Source organism: Ilumatobacter sp. (genome assembly GCF_041688325.1).
Lineage (GTDB): Bacteria > Actinomycetota > Acidimicrobiia > Acidimicrobiales > Ilumatobacteraceae > Ilumatobacter_A.
In genome coordinates, this window is the sequence record NZ_JBDNIJ010000196.1 from 1 (window position 1) to 18,855 (window position 18,855).

The 18,855-nt window shown below is 63.5% G+C and carries 14 protein-coding genes; 6 read left to right on the plus strand and 8 right to left on the minus strand.

The annotated features are described in order from the left end of the window. Window positions 1-221: 221 nt before the first annotated feature. Complete coding sequence (locus tag ACH2EI_RS11810; protein WP_395152442.1) at window positions 222-1,697, plus strand: amidase family protein; 1,476 nt, start codon at window positions 222-224, stop codon at window positions 1,695-1,697. Window positions 1,698-1,730: 33 nt separating this feature from the next. On the opposite strand, the gene ACH2EI_RS11815 is transcribed toward ACH2EI_RS11810, so the two are convergent. Further along, a complete protein-coding gene (locus ACH2EI_RS11815) occupies window positions 1,731-2,336 on the minus strand; it encodes a class I SAM-dependent methyltransferase (protein WP_395152443.1) in 606 nt (201 codons plus the stop codon). Between the two features lie 208 nt (window positions 2,337-2,544). Here ACH2EI_RS11815 and ACH2EI_RS11820 point away from each other — a divergent pair, with 208 nt between their 5' ends. After that, entirely contained in the window at window positions 2,545-4,527 is a 1,983-nt protein-coding gene (locus ACH2EI_RS11820) for an ATP-binding protein (RefSeq protein ID WP_395152444.1), read from the plus strand. Next, window positions 4,527-6,911 (plus strand): DNA gyrase subunit A, encoded by a 2,385-nt coding sequence (locus ACH2EI_RS11825; RefSeq protein ID WP_395152445.1) that lies wholly within the window; start codon window positions 4,527-4,529, stop codon window positions 6,909-6,911. Before ACH2EI_RS11820 ends, ACH2EI_RS11825 begins: the two co-directional genes overlap by 1 nt. Here ACH2EI_RS11825 and ACH2EI_RS11830 read toward each other — a convergent pair. Beyond that, the gene (locus tag ACH2EI_RS11830) at window positions 6,901-7,464 is read right to left on the minus strand and encodes a response regulator transcription factor (RefSeq protein WP_395152446.1); all 564 of its coding nucleotides are present in this window, start codon (window positions 7,462-7,464) and stop codon (window positions 6,901-6,903) included. The two genes, ACH2EI_RS11825 and ACH2EI_RS11830, sit on opposite strands and share 11 nt — an antisense overlap. Window positions 7,465-7,655: 191 nt before the next feature. Then, entirely contained in the window at window positions 7,656-10,628 is a 2,973-nt protein-coding gene (locus ACH2EI_RS11835; protein WP_395160148.1) for a BTAD domain-containing putative transcriptional regulator, read from the minus strand. Window positions 10,629-10,780: 152 nt separating this feature from the next. Here ACH2EI_RS11835 and ACH2EI_RS11840 point away from each other — a divergent pair, with 152 nt between their 5' ends. Together ACH2EI_RS11840 and ACH2EI_RS11845 are read left to right on the plus strand one after the other, a co-directional pair. Continuing rightward, entirely contained in the window at window positions 10,781-11,377 is a 597-nt protein-coding gene (locus tag ACH2EI_RS11840) for a DUF1326 domain-containing protein (RefSeq protein WP_395152448.1), read from the plus strand. A 3-nt stretch (window positions 11,378-11,380) separates the two neighbouring features. Continuing rightward, on the plus strand, window positions 11,381-12,145 hold the full coding sequence (locus tag ACH2EI_RS11845; RefSeq protein WP_395152449.1) for a DUF2182 domain-containing protein: 765 nt from the start codon (window positions 11,381-11,383) through the stop codon (window positions 12,143-12,145). Window positions 12,146-12,202: 57 nt separating this feature from the next. On the opposite strand, the gene ACH2EI_RS11850 is transcribed toward ACH2EI_RS11845, so the two are convergent. The 5 genes from ACH2EI_RS11850 to ACH2EI_RS11870 all read right to left on the minus strand — a co-directional run bounded on the left by ACH2EI_RS11850 (window position 12,203) and on the right by ACH2EI_RS11870 (window position 17,556). After that, complete coding sequence (locus tag ACH2EI_RS11850) at window positions 12,203-13,018, minus strand: transglutaminase family protein (protein WP_395152450.1); 816 nt, start codon at window positions 13,016-13,018, stop codon at window positions 12,203-12,205. 75 nt (window positions 13,019-13,093) lie between these two features. Next, window positions 13,094-13,627, minus strand: coding sequence for a transglutaminase family protein (locus tag ACH2EI_RS11855; RefSeq protein WP_395152451.1), 534 nt, complete (start codon window positions 13,625-13,627; stop codon window positions 13,094-13,096). Between the two features lie 10 nt (window positions 13,628-13,637). Beyond that, window positions 13,638-14,843, minus strand: a complete 1,206-nt coding sequence (locus tag ACH2EI_RS11860; RefSeq protein WP_395160150.1) for a transglutaminase family protein — start codon at window positions 14,841-14,843, stop codon at window positions 13,638-13,640. Next, a complete protein-coding gene (locus tag ACH2EI_RS11865) occupies window positions 14,840-16,249 on the minus strand; it encodes a transglutaminase family protein (RefSeq protein ID WP_395152453.1) in 1,410 nt (469 codons plus the stop codon). Before ACH2EI_RS11865 ends, ACH2EI_RS11860 begins: the two co-directional genes overlap by 4 nt. A 110-nt stretch (window positions 16,250-16,359) precedes the next feature. Next, entirely contained in the window at window positions 16,360-17,556 is a 1,197-nt protein-coding gene (locus ACH2EI_RS11870) for a hypothetical protein (RefSeq protein ID WP_395152454.1), read from the minus strand. 257 nt (window positions 17,557-17,813) lie between these two features. On the opposite strand from ACH2EI_RS11870, the gene ACH2EI_RS11875 reads away from it, so the two are divergent. After that, window positions 17,814-18,479, plus strand: coding sequence for a hypothetical protein (locus ACH2EI_RS11875; protein ID WP_395152455.1), 666 nt, complete (start codon window positions 17,814-17,816; stop codon window positions 18,477-18,479). The last annotated feature ends 376 nt before the right edge of the window (window positions 18,480-18,855 follow it).

Sequence of the window (18,855 nt, forward strand, 5' to 3'; positions counted from 1 at the left end):
AAGGAGCAAAAAGCTCTGCGCACATGCCTTGACCTGGACTTTCACCAGATCATTGGCCTCGGTGCTTCGTTCTTCCGGCGGCTACTGCCTCCGTGGAGCGAAGAACCAAGCTATAACCATCGAGGGGTTCGCACAACCTCGTGCAAAAATTTTACTTCGGCGAACTCGCTTTGTGGTTGCAACATGCCCCCGGGCCCAGGCCGATCACTACTCTCAGAGGTGTGTCCTCACTCAACTTGGCAACAGCGACCACCATGCAACTCCTGATTGCGCTAGAGCAGCGCGAAGTCTCGAGTGTGGAGTTACTCGATGGGATGTTGAACAACATCGAGCGAATGAACCCCGCCGTCAACGCGGTGGTCGCCATGGACATGGAGCGCGCTCGGGCTGAGGCAACTGCTGCGGACAATTCTCGCGCGGCCAACAACCCGTGCGGCCCGCTGCACGGTCTGCCGATGACGATCAAGGACTGCTACGAGACGCTCGACCTGGTGACGACCGCAGGAGCCCCGGAACTCTCCGAGCACATGCCGACCCGCGACGCAGACGTCGTGCGACTTCTCCGTCGCGCTGGCGCCATCGTGTGGGCGAAAACCAACGTCCCGTACTACGCGGGCGATCACCAGACCTACAACGATGTCTATGGCATCACCAACAATCCGTGGGACCTCACTCGGACTTCGGGCGGATCATCCGGCGGTTCGGCCGTCGCTGTCGCCTGCGGTTTCACCACAGCCGAGGTGGGCAGCGACATCGGCAACTCGATCCGTCAACCAGCAGGGCTGAACGGGATATTCGGGCTCAAGACGACGCACGGCCTGGTCTCAGGACGCGGCCACATCCCAGGTCCATCGGGCGCACTGACGTCAGCCGATCTTGGCGTGTTCGGCCCACTTGGCCGGTCGTGCGGCGATCTCCGAGTGCTGCTCGAAGTGTTGACGAACTCCGGATCGGCGTTCGGAGGTGTGCCAGGAGCCGAACTGCCCCGCTTCGAACAGCAGCCTGACATTGCAGACCTCAGGATCGGGGTGTGGTCCGACGATGCGATGGCCCCCGTCGACAGCAGCGTGAAGGACCTCATCGAAGATGCCGCTCGCCGACTCAGCGCCGAGGGCGCCAACATTGATAGCGAGATCCGGCCGGCGATCGCTCCCTCCGATTTGCATCGAACCTACATGCAGTTACTCAACTCGACGATGTCGCCAGGTCTCCCGGACGATATGTGGAAGGGACTTGTTGCGAAGGCCGGCGGAAGTGCAGAGCACGTCGATGACGACGCTGTCATGTTCGCCCGCGACTCCGCGCTGGCACATCGCGATTGGCTGGCCGCAAACGAACGGCGGGCGCATGCCCAGCATGCATGGGCAGACGTGTTTGAGAACGTCGACGTGATGATCGCGCCGATCCAACCCGTCGCAGCTTTCCCACACGACACCGAGCGCTCCTACGGCCAGCGCACATTGCGCGTGAACGGCTCAGAAACGCCATACCGCGACATCCTGTTCTGGGCAGGTCTTGCAACAATGCCCCATCTGCCATCGGTCGCCATCCCGATTGGCCAGACGGCAGAGGGCCTCCCGGTCGGCATGCAATTGATCGGCCCGAAGTGGTCAGATCACAAAATACTCAGCATCGGCGAGGAGATCTCCTCGGTCCTCGGACGGCACTTCACTCCTCCGCCACTCGTCACCGGATGAAGTTGTGCGGGCGACCTCAGTTGTACTCGGTCGTCAGGTTGGAGACAGCACGGCGACGAGGAACTCAGACTCCTCACTGAAGCCTCGCAGGTCCCAGGTCGCTGCACGGAGATCGACCCCGAGGTTGGTCGCTTCGGCATCCTCGAAAAAGCTGTCAAATTCGTAGCCGCGTCCGGCGCCAAAACCGGTCACGAGTCGACCGTCGTCCGCGAGATGCGCGCGGAGTCGTTCAAGAACGACGCGTCGGGTGCTCGCTGCGAGAAAGGCCATGACGTTGCCGGCGCACACAATCACGTCGAAAGGCTCACTGTTCCCGCTCGCTGCGAGGTCGAGTTCGGCAAGATCGCCGACGAGCCAGGTCGGGCCGGGATGGTCCTCCCCCGCCGCTGCAATCAATTCCGGGTCACCATCGACGCCGACAACGTCATGTCCAAGGTCAAACAAAATGGCACCCACGCGACCTGGGCCACAGCCAGCATCCAAGATGCGGGCGCCCCGACCGACCAGTGCATCAACGAGCCGCGCCTCGCCCCCGAGATCAAACCCCTCCGCCGCAAGGTCCCGAAATTTCTGGATGTATCGCTGCGAGTGCTCCGGATCCTCTTCGATGATTCTGGTCCACTCGCTGCGCTCCGTCATCACGAGAATCGTAGGGGCCCGAGCCCTGCAACTCTGTGACAAACCCGAGCGCGGTCAAGCCGCAGGCAGGGGTGTCAGCGAAGTACAGGAACTATCGCAGTTCGACGAGCGCGACCACGACAGAGTGTGGCGTCGGAGGGGCGCCAGCGAATCACTTGGTCACCATCGTTCCAGGAGGAGCGGTGGGCTCGTACTCTCACCCATTGAAATGAATACCAACAACACATACGAAGCCGACCAGATTCAAGCCCTCAGCGGCCTCAGCCATGTCAGGGCCAGGCCCCTCATGTATCTGGGGTCTGCTGGCGTTGGAGTCACCGGGCTCCACCACCTCATCTGGGAGATTGTCGACAACTCCGTCGACGAAGCAATGGCCGGGCACGGCAACCGCATCGAAGCCACGTTGCACCGCGACGGCTCCGTCTCAGTCCACGACAACGGTCGAGGCGTCCCGGTCGGGAACATGAAAGACGGCCCCCACAAAGGTCGATCAGCGCTCGAAGTGGTGCTGTGCGAAACCAACGCTGGCGGAAAGTTCGATTCCGACAGCTACAAGGTCTCCGGCGGCCTCCACGGCGTGGGCGCATCCGTCGTCACCGCGCTGTCCAACAAAATTGCCGCCGAGGTCCGCCGAGAGGGCAACGTCCACCGCCTCGTGCTCGGCACAAAGAAGAGCCGCAAGGGTGAGGCCGAACCTGGCGTTGCAATTGAACCAATTCACATTGTCCGCAAGTGCGCCAAGGGCGATACCGGCACCATGATCAGGTTCTGGCCCGACCTCGACCTGTTCCATGACGACCACGGCGTCGCATTCGACCAACCTCAATGGTCGCTGCGCATCATCGCCGACCGGTTCCGCCACAAGAGCTTCATTCATCCCGGCGTCACGTTCGCCGTCATCGACAACCGCAACGGCGCCAAAGAACTCTCCGAGTGGTGCTCGGATGGCGGCGTGGCCGACCTCGTGACCGAGATGACCGCCGACACCGGCCTCGTCGTGCCGGTCGTGTCGTTCCAAGGCGACGACGGCGACATCACCATCGATGCTGCGATTGCGTGGACCATCGATGGCCGCGACACCAGCATCGGTTTCGCAAACGGCGTCGCAACACCGGAGGGCGGCACACACATCAACGGGTTCCGAACCGCTGTCACCGAGTCGGTCCAGAAATACATCGGCGACCGCGACATGTTGAAAGACAAAGAGTCGCAACCGAATACACGCGACATCTTCGCCGCCGGCCTCATGGTCGCCTCCATCATGCTGCCCGGCCCGCAGTTCGCCGGGAACTCGAAGTCGAAGCTGATGAACCCCGAGGCCACGTCTCGAACACGGGCAATCGTCATGCCCGCCATGGCCCGTTGGCTCGAAGAAAATCCGGAGCCGGCGAAGAAGATCGTCGACCTCGCCATCTCATCGATGCGATCCCGAACCAAGTCGAACGCCGAACAGGCAGCCGTACGCGCGCTGCTGAGCAAAGGCACCAAGTCTCGTAACGGCCTGCCGGCAAAACTGCGCGACTGCACATTCAAGACCGACCGGCCCACCGAACTCCTCCTTGTCGAGGGTGAGTCAGCAGGCGGCACCGCAATCGACGCCCGCGACCCTTCATTCCAAGCGATCTTGCCGTTGCGCGGCAAGCCGTTGAACTCGTACCGCGAGTCGATCAGCCGAGTCGTGAAGACGATGGCCGACCTGATTTTGTCGATGGGTTGCGGGATCGGCGACGATTTCGACCTCGACAAGCTCCGCTACGACCGTCTCGTCGTGCTCGCCGACGCCGACGACGACGGACTCCATATCCGCGCACTCATCCTGGCGTTCCTCTACACCTGGTGCCCGGGCCTCGTTGAGTCCGGCCGGTTGTTTTACGCGCTGCCGCCGCTCTGGACAACCGTTCATCGGGGCGAGCGGATCTACCTCGAAGACGATGCTGCAATGCGCGTGTGGCGAGCCGACAATCCCACCCACAAGGCCCACATGGGGCGCTTGAAAGGTCTCGGTGAGATGGATGCCGATGAACTCCGCTCCGTCATGGGAACCGACCGCAAGATCGGCATCGTCAATATCGAGGACCCCGCCAACCTTGCCCGCCTCGCCGAGCGCCTCTTCGGCCCGAAGTCCGAACTTCGCAAAGCGTGGTATCTCGAACGATCCGGCGAATCCCTGACCGTTGGAGGAACCAACTGATGGCCCGCAAGAAGACGACCGCCGCTGCGGTCAAGTTCACCGAGACGATCATCGAACTGTCAGCTGGGGACCAACTCGATCGCGACTACTTCGCCTATGCGCGAGCAGTCGTCGAAGATCGGGCAATCCCTGCCGCCGCCGACGGGCTGAAGCCAGTCCATCGCCGGATCCTGTGGGACATGTGGACCCAGCGGCTCACACCCGATCGGCCGTTCGTCAAGACCGCCCGCGTTGTCGGCGACACGATGGCGTTGTTCCACCCACACGGCGACGCCTCGATCGCTGATGCCCTCGCACGCCTCGCACAACCGTTCTCGAACCTCGTGCCCCTCCTGGATTTCCATGGCAACGTCGGTTCACCCGACTTCTCGCCGGCCGCGCCGCGCTATACCGAAACCCGGCTCGGGCAGTTCGGCGTCATGTTGCTCAACGAGGTCGACCAAGGCGTCGTCCCCATGGTCGAGAATTACGAAGGCTCAACCATCGAGCCGACCGTGCTGCCCGCTGCCTATCCCAACTTGCTCGTCAACGGGGCCAACGGCATCGCGGTCGGCCTGTCTTCGTACTTGCCACCACACGACCCACGCGAAGTGTGCCAAGCAGCGTTGATGCTCCTCGACCGCAAGTCGGCCAGCATCGACGAACTCATGACCGTGCTGCCCGGCCCGTCGTTCCCGTCCGAATGCACCGTCACCAACGGCGACGAACTCAACGACATCTACCGCTCCGGCCAAGGCCGCATCGTGGTCCGCGGAGCATGGATCGTCGAGCCTGTCGGCCGCAGCCGTCAACAGATCATCATCACCTCGCTGCCGTACGCCGACACGACCCTTGGGTCCGTCGAGAAGTTCATTGCGCAGGTCGGAGATGCACTCGACAATGGCGACCTCGCCGGGATCACTGCCTTCAACGACGAATCGTCAAACGGCCAGACGCGTATCTCGGTAGAGCTCGCCGTCGGCGTGAACGCCGACATGATCACCCCCGGCCTGCTGCGATTCACCAACCTGCAAGTCACCAACAAAGTTCAGATGCACTTCCTGGACGAGAACGACACCGTCCGGCTCTACAACCTGCGGAGCGCCCTGCAGGCCTGGATCGCACATCGCATTCGTGTTGTCGTGTCCCGCTCCGAATATCGGTTGTCGAAGATCGCAGAACGCCTCCACCGGCTGCGCGGGTTCCTCGCCGTCCTCGTCGACATTGACGAGACAATCAGAATCGTCCGCACGTCGAAGACTCGACCCATTGCCCGTGAGCGCTTGATCGAGCGGTTCTCGATCGATGAGGCCCAGGCCAACGCCGTCCTCGACCTGAACCTCGGCCAGCTCACCGAGGACGCCGTCATCGAGTTTCAGACCGAAGCAACGGCCCTCGAAGCCGAGCAGGCGAAACTCGAGCGGCTGCTGTCGTCGGAGACTCGCCAGCGCACGCAGGTCGCACGCGAGTTGACCGAGACGATGGACGCGTTCAAAGACCTCCCCGAGCGGGTCACGACGATCGCCACCGAGAGCGCTCCGAAGGTGTCCAAGGCCCAGATGGTCCTCGACGTCCCAACGACTCTCTACCTCGACGCTTCCGGATGGATGCAAGCAATCGGACAGGGCTCGAAAGCCAAACCAAAACTCGTCCCGCTGCACACGTTCAGCACCACGACCGCGACGACGCTCGTTGCTCTGACCGACAGCGGCCATCTGTTCCGCACCCTGGTAGCCAGCGTCGGCGAGAAGCCGACCGCTGCACCCAGCGTGTTGCCAGGCCTGGCGGGTGAACCGATTCGCTGGTGGCTCGAGCCTCACCTGCCTGCTGACCTGCTCCTTGTGATGTCTGACGGCCAGGTGAAACGCATTGCGACCGAAGACTGCGAAGGCGGCGATCGCAAGGGCGGCATCTCGATCGTCAAACTGGCCGCCGGCGCCCGCGTCGTGACCGTCGAAGCGTTCAACGACAACGCTCACATCTTGATCGCTACGTCGGACGGGCAAGGCATTCGCTTCTCCCCTGACGGTCTCCGCCCGATGGGTCGGACAGCGGCGGGCGTGCGCGGCATCAAAACCGACGCTGAGGTCATCTTCGGTGGAGTCCCGGCCATCGGTGACATGCTCCTCCTCACCACGACGAAGGGATTCGGCAAACGCTGCGACCCAGGCGAGCTTCCCGAGCAGAACCGTGGAGGCAAAGGCGTGCGTGTCATGCCTGCAGGCAAGTGGGGGCCGCTCCACACCGGAGCGCTCACCAGCAGCAGCGACGTCGTCGTGTTCGACGCTACAGACAGCACAGATCCGGTTGTGGTGTCGGTTGGAGCGTTCCCGCAGACAGCCCGCGACGCCAAGCCCGGAAAGATCCGCGGTTACAGCGCGATCATCGACCGCATCATCGGCTGACAGGCTGATCGGCTGACGGGCTTGGCTCGTTTCGCAACGCAACGGGAGGCGGCCAGGGACAATGGCGACTCGCGTGGATGGCCCGAATGGCCTGGACGGCCTGCGCGCTCGGCGGCGGCCATGGCGCACGGCTGGCCTCAACGGATCTTGATCGGAGTACGGCGCGTACCCGAGCTACCAGCTCAGATGGTGAGAACGGCTTCGTAATGAAGTCATCGGCGCCGAGATCGGCCGCCTGTGACCGCAACCGTGCATCGTCGGTACCGCTGACCATGATGATCGGCAACGCCATACGATTCGGCAACGAACGGAGCGCATGTGTCGCCTGGAGCCCATTCGTACTCGGCATCAGCACGTCGATGACCATCACATCGAAAGCTCCCGTTTGGGCCTCGTTGATTGCTTGCTGCCCGTCGGCCACCACGACAACGTCGAAACCAGCACCCTTGAGCGCTGCGGCCATCAGCGCGCTCATCACAACATCGTCGTCAGCAACCAGCACTCGCAGGAAATCAGGCACTTCACTGAAGACCCGATCGTCTCTAGATTTCACATCCGTATAGTAGATCAAACGCCATCTGGCACGCCCGGACCACCATCGATGTGGGTCGGTTGCGATTGGTCATTCATCGAGCCAATCGGAGTCGTCGGTCGGTCAGACGCTGCGGCCTTGAGTTTTGAACTCTTGCTCACTCTTCGCGATTTTGCGACTGGCGGTCGCAAGAAGTCTGAGTCAGCACGGTCTCAGCCGAGTTGGCCATCAGTCAGCTCCGTGATCTGCTGCTTGACGAACGTGACGATCTCCCTGTCGCGTAGCGACGCGCCCATTCGGACAGCGTCGGCGAAGGTCGCGGGTCCCAACAACGACCGTAGCGCTGCAACGCTCCCTGAAAGGTGTTCGGCCTCCGCCGGCGCGATCGGCATGGCCCCGGCCGCTCCAACAGCGGCCAACGCTCCGTGCAGTACCGCTGCCGGCTCAAGTACTCCGAGCTCGACCAGAATTCCGAGCACCCGGCGGATCGACAGCCACTGGTTGGCCCAGTCGCCTCCCCGATACCAGGTGTCAACGACCTCTGCGTAGCCCACGAGCGCGAGCAGGTGCTCCCCCTGGTGCGCTCTGAGTGAGTGCACTTCGGTCAGCGCGAATGCTTCAATCCACCGGTTTCCTGCCTCGGCTCCGACGCGCGCCGCACGCTGGAGCAGCTTGAGGGCCTCGACGGGATCGGTGCTCTCGAGCGCGAGACCCAGCGCATAGTCGGCTTGTGCGCGAGCGGTTGGTGACCCCGCCGCATCGGCGGCAGCTCGCGCCTCACCGGCCAGGACAGCCCCGCGGATCTCGTCGCCGACGCTCGTCTGGCCGACCGACTGCATGTACAAGGCGTGGGCGATCCCGCCGGGGCTTCCCGCCTGGCGTGCCGACAATTGCATGCGGTCCATCCAATACATCGCTTCTTCGGTCTGCTCCATGTAGAAGAGGGCATTGCCGAGCACCCGCTCAGGGAGGGCGCTGGCCGAGAGTTCGGAACCGCCGGAGACCCCGAGTGCGCGATGCGCCAAGTCGACAGCCGTCTGCATGTCACCGCGCACGAACCGCCCATACGCCGCCACAGCGAGCACGGTGGGAAAGTCCGGCGTCTCGTGCGCCTGATCCAAAGCCGTCGACGCGTCGGCCCACGACGTGATCTCGTAGTTGACGCTCCGAATGGCGAACTCCCGAAGCGACGATACGAGCCGCAGCGCGGCGCGGGCGTCCTGGCGCTGCAGGGCAGTGAGGTGCGCAGCGCGAAAGTTGGCGAAGTCGCGGTCGAGTGCAGCCGACCACACCGCCTCCTCCGGGCTGTCCAACCCAACCGCTCCGCGCTCGGCCAGGTCGACGAACCAGCGCAGATGGCACTCCTCGGCCGCGTCGAACAAGCCTCGGCTGCGCAGGTGATCGAGTCCGAACTCCCGGAGCGGCTCCAGAACGCGATAGCGCGACGTACTCGGATCGACAAGCACGATCATCGACTTGTCGACGAGGCTGGCGACATGACCGACGACGGACATCGGTGTGTCGGTAACACCGCAGACCGATTCGGCTGCGGCGAGGTCGAACCCGCCTGCAAAGACAGCAAGTTGCTCGAAGATAATCTGCTCGTCGGGCGCAAGCAGGTCGTACGACCACTTGACGAGGTCGTAGATCGTTCGTTGTCGACCGTCGGCGCCGCGCTGCGTCTGGCCCAGCATCTCGATGCGTTGGTGCAGCCCGCTCGACAGCGCATCGATACCGATTGTTCGCAGGCGCGCTGCAGCCAACTCCAAGGCCAGCGGAATGCCGTCGAGCCGGCGGCAGACCTCGGCAACGGCGACCGAGTTCGCGTCAGTGAGCGAGAACCCCGGTGTTGTCGCTGCGGCTCGACTCACGAACAGTTCGACCGCCGCCGACCGACCAATCTCCGCGGTCAGGTCCGACCCATCTGGCGGTACAGCGAGCGGCGCGAGTAACTCGATGAACTCCCCCGGCAACCCCAGCGGCTGCCGGCTCGTCGCGAGAATTCTCAGACCGGGGCATGAGGATCGAAAGCGATCGACGAGGGGCGCGAGGACATCGGTGACGTGTTCGCAGCTGTCGAGAACGAGCAGCGATCGGCTCGGGCCCAGGAATTCCTCGATCGTCGCTTCGATTGAGCGGTGCTGGCGCTGCTGGACGTCCAGCGCCGTGGCGATCACTTGGGCAGTGCCGGCCGGGTCACGCAGGGAACCAAATTCCACGACCGAAACTCCGTCGGCGAAGTCGTCGATGATGCCTCCGGCGACACGCAGCGCCAGGCGGGTCTTGCCGACGCCGCCAGGACCGGTGATCGTGATGAGTGGTTGCTCCTCAATCGCGGCCATGAGTGACGCCACATCCGGGTCGCGTCCGATGAACGATGTCGCTCCGAGCAGCGCAGGGGCGCCAATTCTGACCCTCGGATCCGGAGGCGGTGCGTCTCGGGCGAGCAGTGCCGGGTCGTCCGCGAGGATCTGTGCCTCGAGCTCGCGCACCGCAGGGGAGGGATCGAGCCCGGCTTCGTGGGCAAGCATCTTGCGGAACTCACTCGCCCTCCGCAGCGCCTCCGCCTGTCGACCGGTGCGATACAGGGCCAACATCAGCAGCCGCCAATAGCATTCGCGCAGTGGATGCATGCTGACAAGGGATTCGAGTTCGCCGACCATCGTCGCTGGATGATCGGTCCTCATCTTGACTTCGGCCCACTCGTCGGTCGCAACCAACCTGAGCTCGTTGAGCCGAATGGCCTCACCGCACACCTCGGGCCGGTCCGCAAACTCACCGAAGGCGGGACCGTGCCAGAGCCCGAGCGCCTCGTCGAGCGCTTCGGCGCAGGCAATCGGTTCGACGGTCCGCGATCGAAGGAGTAATCGCTCGAATCGACGCGCGTCGAGCTCACCGGCCCCTGTCTCGAACCGATAGCCGCCTGCGTCGTGGATGATCGAGAAGTCTGGTGCCAGGATCGAACGCAGGCGGGAGACGGAACTCTGGATCGTTGCCGTCGCCGACTTCGGAGCATCGTCGGCCCAGAGCGCTTCGACCAGTCGGTCCACCGACAGGCGGGCGCCGCATTGGGCGACGAGGATCGACGACAGCAGCTGCGCCTTCGGCCCACCAATTGGCACCACCTCACCGCATCGGTGCAGTTCGAGACCGCCGAGGACTCGGAGCTCCGCTGGTGTACTCACACCTGCAGTCTCCCGCACTCCTCTTGCAGCGCGCTTGCAAACCATCGAACCGTCCTGCAAGCGCAGTGTCAGTGACTTGCATGGGCTGGGGAGAACGATGGCCTCGTCGGTGGTCCAACAACGGGTCGCCGAGACGATAACGGAGGTCAATTATGACGTGGAACGTGTCAGGTACCTATTTCGAAACATGCAACTGCGAAGCCGCATGTCCGTGCGTGTTCTTGAGCCCGCCGACCGAAGGCGACTGCACCGCTCTCGTCGGATGGCACATCGACGAGGGAACCCACGACGATGTCGCAATCGGCGGCCTCAATGTGGCGCTCGCCGTGTATTCAGGCGGACCGATGGCAACGACGCCGTGGCGCGTTGCGGTCTATCTCGACGACCGGGCAACGGACGCCCAGGGCGCAGCGCTGGGGGCGATCTTCTCAGGTGCCGCCGGCGGCCATCCTGCGGTACTGGCGGGGCACATCGGTGAGGTGAAGGGCATCGCTCCCGCGGCGATCACGTTCGACGCGGATGCATCAACGCTGACATTCACCGTCGGCGCGGTCGCCGATGTGAAACTGACCGCGATCGAGGGCCAGGGCGGCGCGCAGGTGACCGTCGCGAACCATCCACTGGCAGTTGCCCCCGGCAACGAAATAGTCACAGCCCGCTCGGACCACTTCACGTACAGCGACCATGGCTACGAGTGGGAGCTCTCGGGCAAGAACGGCTTCATCTCACCGTTCCAATACCAGGGCTGAGCGATGACCGCGCTGCTCACGCGTTCTCCGAATCGGACCCGGCTGCTCGTCCCGGTCGGCCTTGTTGTCATCACGGCGCTGTGCTGGGCGTACCTCTTCCTGCTCAGCGTCCGGATGGGCGACATGAATTCACCGCTCGCAATGCCGATGACCGCATCGTGGACGCGCCCGGATGCCTTGCTCATGTGGACCATGTGGGCGGTGATGATGGCGGGGATGATGCTGCCGTCGGCTGCGCCGATGATCACGGCCTACGCCCGCTCGGTCCGTTCCGAGCGGGCCCAACTGCACGGCTCGACACCGTTGTTCGTCGTGGGATACCTCACGGCGTGGTCCTGCTTTGCGGCACTGGCGGCGGGCGCCCAGTGGGCCTTGCACGACGCTGTACTCGTCAATGCAATGGGCGTGTCGACGAGCCGCTGGCTCGGCGGACTCCTGCTCCTCGGTGCGGGTGCCTATCAATTCAGCAGGGTCAAGAATGCCTGCCTGAGCAAGTGCCGGACACCCCTCGGATTTCTCCTGACCAGCTGGCGACCCGGCCGTGGCGGCGCGGTCGTGATGGGGGTCCACCACGGCTCGCTGTGCATCGGATGCTGCTGGGCGCTGATGACCCTGCTGTTCGTGCTCGGCGTGATGAACCTCTGGTGGATCGCGCTCGTCGCGGCGGTCGTCCTCCTCGAGAAACTGGTGCCGAGCGATGGCCTCACCCGAGCACTCGGGGTCGGGTTGTTCGCCTGGGGCGCCGGACTGCTCGTCAGCGTCGCGTAGGCGCACCGCTGCCACCACCACCGCCTCGTCGAGCGCGTCAGACTGACGACCTTCTCTCTAACGCAGCCATGCCAGTTGTGTGATGTCGTCGCTCTGCAAGTCGGAGTCCGTGGTCGCCGACACCGACATGTGGTTGAGTTCGACCACGCCGCGCAGGGTGGTGAGGAACGCGACATCCGATGCGTCGGCTCCGGTTGCGATTCGCACCATCGACTCACGCGGCGCGAGACACGTCGGGTCGACCACGTACCAGGCTCCGTCGAGACATGCCTCGGTCACGACGTGGAAGTCCATCGGCATGAGTCCTGGGGCATACACCGACACCACGCGGGCAGCAACGTTGTTCGCACGGAGCAGCGCCGCTGTCAGGTGGGCGAAGTCTCGACACACGCCTTCGCGCGCGAGCAAAGTTGCGACCGCACCATCGATCGGGCGCGAGGAACCAGTCACATAAGCGATGTTGACGCCGACCCAGCTCGACACTGCAGCGAGAAGGTCTGCGCCAACGAGCCCGTCGAATTCGGCCCGGGCCAACGGGCCGAGGCGATCCGACTCGCAGTAGCGGCTCGGCCGGATGTACTGAAACACATCGTGAATCGTCGCCGTTGCCCGCGGCGCATCGCCGAGCACGGTCGCCTGGTAATCGATGAGCAGCAGGCCTCGCCCCACGTTCTCGAGAAAGCAGAGATGGCCGTCCGGCATGGCGTTGATCGGGACACCATCGAGGCTCACCAACAACTGCTCGTCCCAGAAAAAGTGTCCATCGGCAGCATTGATGGCGAGCACGAGGTCTGACTCCTCGGCGACGAACACCTCGAGATGAGCCGTGACTGACCGACGAGCGGAAGGTGCTGGTTGGAAGTCGCCGCTCATGCCTTGACCAGCAAACTACCGCTTCGTTGCACACGACCATGAAAACTGGTCACGAGTGCATCGCGACCTCGCTGCCTACTGCGCGGCCACATCTACCGACACGGTGAGTCGGCTCTCTTCGGCATCGGTGAAGATGACCCCCTTGAGCGGCGGCACGTCCGAATAGTCACGACCGCGGGCGGCAGTGACATACCTCGGACCGGCAAGTTGGTTGTTGGTCGGGTCGATACCGATCCAACGACCGCCGTCGAGAGAGACGCCAACCCAGGCATGGGTGCGGTCGACTCCGGTCAGGCGCGGTTGGCCCGGCGGTGGCTCGGTTTCGAGATAGCCACTGACGTAGCACGCCGACAGACCAATCGACCGCAGCGACCCGATCATGACGTGCGCAAAGTCCTGGCAGACACCCTTGCGCATCTTCAACACGTCGGCGAGCGGCGTGTCGACCTCTGTTGCAGTGGCGTCGAACTCGAAGTCGACGTGCACCCGGGCGCAGAACGCATTCACGCTGTCGGCCAGCGAGATGTTGCCATCAAACGACGACCGTGCGTAATCGGCGAGTTGCTGCGATCGTTTGACGAGCGGTGAGTCGAGCGAGAACTCGACCATGTCCAGATAGTCAGCACCGGCCTGGGCCGCTGTGCGTGACGTCCAGGGGCGGCGAAGGTCCAGGTTCGGGCGCACTCACGTTGGACGGTTCGGCGAGCCCGTCGAGTTCGGGGACATCGGCGGTACCTGGTGTGTGGCCATGCTGGAAGAATCTGCTGCACCGGCGTGCCTCGGCCTCGGCCGCGTTCACCTGGAACGTGTCGTACGAGCGCCCGGCGGGATGCGACACCTCGTAGGTGCAGCCACCGACGGACTTCGAACTCCAGCGATCGATGAGATCGAACACAAGCGGACCATGTGCGTCGATGGTCGGGCGCAACGCGGACCACGGTGCCCAAGCCTCGAAACGGATTCCCGCGACACCGGTGCCGGGCGTGCTGGTGGTGTGCAACGGCACCGGTATGCCGTTGCAAGTCAGGATGTGGCGAGCCTCGTTGAACCCTTCGACCAGCACCTGCATCCGTTCGACCGACAAGTCGACGTACCAGGGCAGGAGGTATCGGTCAGACAGATCTGTCCCCCACCGCACGAGGCGACCAGCGTAGGGCTCGTCCCAGAATCGGGCGACCAGCGCGCGGACAAGCAACGACTGGACCAGTGCCATCTGCGGATACGGCGCCATCTCGAAGGCTCGAAGCTCCACGGTGCCCAATCGGCCACGATCGCTGTCGGGGCTAAAGAGTTTGTCGACGCAAAACTCGGAACGGTGAGTGTTGCCGGTGAGGTCGACGAGTACATGCCGGAGCAGGCGGTCGACCAACCACGGCGGCACGTCGTCACCTTGCCGGCGGAGTTCGACGAAGGCGATTTCGAGGCCGTAGACCGTGTCGACGCGACCCTTATCAACGCGAGAAGCCTGGCTGGTGGGCCCAATGAACTGGCCAGAGAACAGATACGACATCGCAGGATGGTGCTGCCAGAAGGTGACCATGCTCGCAAGTAGGTCGGGGCGGCGCAGCATCGGGCTGTCGGCCGGTGTGGCTCCGCCAAGGGTGACATGGTTGCCGCCGCCAGTGCCGGTGTGGCTGCCGTCGAGAGTGAACTTCTCGGTGCCGAGCCGCGTGAGCCTGGCTTGTTCATGCAGCGTCTCGATGAGGTGCCAAATTCCCCTCCATGACGAGGTGGGTTGCACGTTCACTTCGATGACGCCGGTGTCCGGCGTGACGATCAACGTGCCGAGTCGCGGGTCGCGTGGCAGCGGGTACCCCTCGATCACGACGGCGCATTCGAGTTCGCTGGCAACCGCCTCGACAACGCTCTGCAGCTCGACTGCGTGGTCGGCGTTTTCGAGTGGTGGAAGAACGACACGGAGATGGCCGTCGGGAGCCGAAGACCGAGGGGTGAGTCGCCAGCGATCAAGCACATGCGCTCGCGTCGCAGGTTCCACGAGGCCGTACGCCACCCAGTGCCGTCTTGTGCGGGATGCCGCGGGATGACGAATCCGGTCGGGTCGGTGGTCACCGGCCCGCGGAGCCGTTCGACCAGCCGGACTCGGGCGTCAAGCTCGTCGATCTGATCGACGTCGGCAGGTTCGGCGTCGGCCGTCGGCGGATCTCCGCCAGGAAGCCGCGCCTCACGCCCGACCTGGTCGATTGGATCCTCGAATGCCGGGATGACCCGATCAGTGTCGATTCCGAAGCCTGCAGCGATCGCGTCGGCGAAACGTTGCGCATCCTCGACGGTCGCTGTGCCCTGCTGCGCGGGGTCTGCAAGCAGGTCGCCTCGCGCCCACAAGGGTTTGTCGTCGTTTCGCCACACGATGCCCATTTGCCACCGAGGAAGTGGTTCCCCGGGGTACCACTTGCTCTGGCCATGCTGGATCAACCCGCCGGTGGTGGATTTGTCGTGCATCTGCTGAGCCAATTCATACGCCAGCACCCGCTTGTCGTGGCCGTCGGCTGCGGTGTTCCACTGCGCGCCCTCCATGTCGTCGATGAAGACAAAGGTGGGCTCACCGCGCATCGTCAGCCTGACGTCGCCCGCTTCGAGTCGTTCGTCGACTTTCTCGCCGAGCTTGTCGATGCGCGCCCATTGTTCCGGCGTGTACGGCAAGGTGACGCGAGGGTCCTCGCGAACGCGGCGGACAACGTTCGAGAAGTCGAACTCCACCTCGGCGAAGTTGGTCCGGCCCGAAATCGGCGCCGTCGTCGTCTGGTGTGGGGTGCACGCGGGTGGGATGTGACCCTCACCTGCAAAAAGACCGGACGTTGGGTCGAGGCCAACCCAGCCTGTGTCGCGGCACGACCCGATGCCGCGCGTGAGGGTGTCCTCGGGTGTCTGCACGCCTGGTTCCATTCGGATCGAATAGGCGATGTCGTTGTAGAGGCGCCGGTTCAATTCGACGAGGAAGCCGGCAATCGCGATGCCGCCGTCGGGTAGCCGAACACCGGAGAGCCACTTCGTCAGCTCAGGGCCGGCTGGCCCCTCGGGCTGGAGGTACAGCTCGAGGTCTCTGGCGAGCTGCGGTTCGTAGGCAAATGGAAATGCCTTGGCCGGCTCAGGAAACACCAGTCGGGCCGTGAAATTGCCGAAGGAATCTTGCTGCCAGTTGACGAAGCGCTCACTCGGTGCGAGCCGCAGGCTGTCGGCCGCGTGCGACCCGGCGTCCAACGAGTGGTCCACGAAATCTCTCAGGTACCGATGCTTGCCAGATTCATCTGCCTGGCGAACATCGGTACCTCCGAGTTCTGCGCCGATTGCGGCGACGCGCCGAACGACCGAAGTACCAGATTTCAGCCGCGTGTGGCGATGATTGCCTGGACGACAGGCACCCCTGCGTCATTCGTCAGGTCGAAGGTCACCGATTGCCACGGCGATTCGCCCTGGACTTCGAAGGTGACTCCAGCGGTGGTGAAACCCTCGGTCATCGCCGCAATCTCTGCGTCGCCCCGAGCAATGTCATCGGCTGAGGGCTCGCTGTCGGCTTCCATTGGCACGACATCGGTCGTCAGGTCGTCCGCCACGTCATCGACAACGCCGGAGGTGGCAGGATCGATTGCCTCACTATCGTCAGGCAACACATCGACCGCAACACACTGCTCGATTGGATCGATGGCCACCGGCGGGTAGAGCTGTTCGTACGCCGCTGCCGCGATGTCGTTGATGGACTGATCCTCGTAGTCCCACTCGAGCCATTGCCATCCAAGTTCGTCGGCAAAGCGCTCATAGACGACACCGGCAGCATCGAATGCTGTGGCTACCGCTTCGTTCTCCTTGACGATGACAGCGAGTGTCTCCGCGTCAGGTGGCTGCGGGGGTGAGATGATCAGCCAGGCTGCGTCGACGGCAGCCTGCGCAGCTGGGTCGTCGTAGTCGTAGTCGATCGACTCGTAATCCTGCTCGTCGGTCGTCCTGGTGTAGGCAACTTGGGCTTTGTCGAGTTGTTCGGCAACGACGTCGTTCTGAGCGACCTGGGCAGCAAGGTCTTCCTGGGAAATGACTTCCAAGGGGTAGCGGGCAATCCAGAAGCTCTGGCTCACCGACTGGGCGACGACGTCAAACGGGTCGAGACTGATCTGCACGAAACCGAAATCATCGGTCACTCGCTCGTAGGCGACGCCGTAGCGATCAAGACCCGCGGCGAACGCCTCGGAAATCGCATTCGACTCAACGATCTCGGCAGCACTCGGCTCGTACACACCGCAACCCCAGCTCGGATCAACCATCATGCTGTCGGCCGCAAGGCTCGAAGTCGAAGCGATCTTTGCGTCTGGTGCGCCGCTTCGAACTGGCGCACTGTTGCGTGCTGCGAGCCCATCGGTAGCTGACAAGATGACGGGGTTGGTGTTTGTGACGTCGGCTGCTGTTGCAGGGACGGCAGCTGACTGTTCTTGTTTCGGTGCCGATCCGCATGATGCGATACCGAGTCCCGCGAGTACGACGGACGCCGCGAAGATCATTCGTGGGCTCCGGCGCATGTTCTGATACATGAGTTATCTCCTGGTTGATTGACGCATGGCCTGCGTCGTGTCCCCTTTGGACGCTCCAAGCGGACATCCAGTTCCCGAGATCTTCGGAACAACTCCAATCAGGGGCAAATGCCCACCAGGCCGGTCTACGTTGCCTTGCTGCCATTTGTGCGATTGCGCGATTGCGCGATTGCGCGATTGCGCGATGAGGACGATTGTGCGATGAGAAAAACCAAACAGTGGTTGTTTGCAGGTGAGTGATCGTCGATGCTCGTGAGGTGGAGATCGTCTTTGACCGCGAGCCAACCGGTGAGAGCGTCAGCTCGGTTGCAGGCGTTCGTTGGGTCTTGGTCGGCACTGGTGCACTGCTCGCGGCCGTTATCGCTCTCGCGGTACTCCTCGTCTCTGAGCCCACATCACACAAGGGTGCCCAAGCGACGCCAACTGGGTCATTCGTGCTCGAGCAAGCAGCGTTCGACGGATGGGAGCCGCTCGCACCCACCGCCGGCGAGTTGCGCGCCGGATTTCCCGCCCCGATGGTCTGGAAGGGCGACCGTATCTGTATCGGGCTCGCCCGGACCGACTTCGAACCCGACGATTTTCGGCCCAGCACTGCGCGATGCGAACGGCAACCCGCCGAGAACATGGCGCCCAACGAGATCCGGTCGCTGCTCTCTATCAAAAGCGGATTCGATACGTGGCACTTCATCGAGGCCCCCGGCCCCATCGAATCGATCAAGGTCCGCTTGGCGACCGGCGCGGCCGTGGGCGACGAACGAATCCATTTGTCGGGCTCGACGGGCGCCTTACGACTCGAGCACGGTCGCGACCTTGCGTCAATCGAGTGGTCGACGAAATCCCTCACGTACCGATGCGTGCCGGACCCAACCGCCTGGCGAACCTCGGAGTTCTGCGCCGACAGCGCCAGTGAGCCAGACGACTGAACTCCGAAGTGGTCGGGGTGGGGAGATTCGAACTCCCGGCCTCCTGCTCCCAAAGCCGAAAAACGGGGGTATTGGGGTGTACCGGCCTGTACCGGCTTGTGTCGGAATGTAGTGATCTAGCTGGTGCGATGGGCGCACAGACCGACACAGGCCGGACAGCCCAACACAGCCCGGTGCTCGCCGAACTGATACATCGCTGATACATCGGCGTCCCGATGGATGGCTCGCAACTCACCGGTGTTCGCCGTACCAATCGATCGGCTCGGCAGATTCGCGTCGTTGACGCAACGCCATCTCCCGTTGCCGCCTCCACTTCACTCGCTCGCTCGCTGGCATGCCCCTCGGCTCCATTCGCTGAGCGCGCGACCGAGCCATT

What these genes read in the sequence shown, in the direction of transcription:
- ACH2EI_RS11850 (WP_395152450.1), bottom strand. Translation starts at nt 13,018, where the DNA reads ATGAGCGGCGACTTCCAACCAGCACCTTCCGCTCGTCGGTCAGTCACG.
- ACH2EI_RS11825 (WP_395152445.1), top strand. Translation starts at nt 4,527, where the DNA reads ATGGCCCGCAAGAAGACGACCGCCGCTGCGGTCAAGTTCACCGAGACG.
- ACH2EI_RS11815 (WP_395152443.1), bottom strand. Translation starts at nt 2,336, where the DNA reads ATGACGGAGCGCAGCGAGTGGACCAGAATCATCGAAGAGGATCCGGAG.
- ACH2EI_RS11855 (WP_395152451.1), bottom strand. Translation starts at nt 13,627, where the DNA reads ATGGTCGAGTTCTCGCTCGACTCACCGCTCGTCAAACGATCGCAGCAA.
- ACH2EI_RS11870 (WP_395152454.1), bottom strand. Translation starts at nt 17,556, where the DNA reads ATGTATCAGAACATGCGCCGGAGCCCACGAATGATCTTCGCGGCGTCC.
- ACH2EI_RS11845 (WP_395152449.1), top strand. Translation starts at nt 11,381, where the DNA reads ATGACCGCGCTGCTCACGCGTTCTCCGAATCGGACCCGGCTGCTCGTC.
- ACH2EI_RS11840 (WP_395152448.1), top strand. Translation starts at nt 10,781, where the DNA reads ATGACGTGGAACGTGTCAGGTACCTATTTCGAAACATGCAACTGCGAA.
- ACH2EI_RS11820 (WP_395152444.1), top strand. Translation starts at nt 2,545, where the DNA reads ATGAATACCAACAACACATACGAAGCCGACCAGATTCAAGCCCTCAGC.